Below are 927 nucleotides of genomic sequence, written 5' to 3'. Positions count from 1 at the left end.
TTCTACAACCTCTTCAATGTCTTTTTTTATATCTGAAACAAAGGAAACAGACATCTTGTTTAAATAAGTATTCAATTTTTTCAATTGACCAGCATCAGAAGGGAGAAGACTGGTACCAATTAAGATGCTATCTTCGTCGTAGTGCCCTAAAAATTCTGTATAGCCTTGTAACTCAATTGAATCAATACGATTATTATTTTCACTTACATTAATGAACAATGATGCCTCATGTGTTTCTGGCTTCCCATTAGCATAGTCAGAATCGGGAATGAGATCTCCTTCAATAAATGTGTAATCAAAGTCGAAAGGAACATATTCAAAAAAATCAGTGGGTACGATATCCAATGCCTGGCAAAGCTTATTTACGGTTTCCATTTGGACCATCTTCGAACTATTAGAAGACAGCGATGTAAGAGTAGTTCGCGAGATACCAGTATCATTCGAGACTTTGCTTATTCTTAGTTGTCGTTCAGTCAGTAATACAGATAGGTTATTTCTGAGCATGGTTAATGGCCTCTCTTTCAATTGAAATTGTATAGTTATTTGAACAAAAAATCAATAATTGATATAAAAAGATTGAAATTAGAACAATGGTGTAATACAATGGTAACTGTTCAATTAATTGAACAAAAAAGCTGAAAGAAGTGATTAATGTGCAAAATGTTATGACCATAAAAGATGCTATGCAGTATTTGAAAATTTCTAGCTATAACACCTTTAAAAGAAATTATTTGGATCAAGGGCTCCCAGTAATACTAGTTGGAAAGAACCGGAGGGTCGAGCGTAACGACTTAGATATGTTTCTCAATAGGCACAAAATAATAAGGAGTGGTGAAAAATGAAGTACATGAATTTAGGCCAAGCATGTAAGTATCTCAATGTTAAATCACGTAATACTTTAAAAAAATACATTAATCAGGGTTTACC

1 protein-coding gene is annotated in these 927 nt (G+C 33.2%); it reads right to left on the bottom strand.

The genetic code is table 11. The annotated features are described in order from the left end of the window. Nucleotides 1-504: helix-turn-helix transcriptional regulator (locus MMY95_RS15610; protein ID WP_241277823.1), on the bottom strand; the 504-nt coding region annotated here is incomplete at its 3' end. Between the last annotated feature and the right edge of the window lie 423 nt (nucleotides 505-927).

This window comes from Lactiplantibacillus sp. ME-2, assembly GCF_022549155.1.
Classification (GTDB): Bacteria; Bacillota; Bacilli; order Lactobacillales; family Lactobacillaceae; genus Lactiplantibacillus; species Lactiplantibacillus plantarum.
The sequence above is the reverse complement of the archived record's forward strand: the minus strand, read 5'-3'. Positions and strand labels throughout refer to the sequence as shown.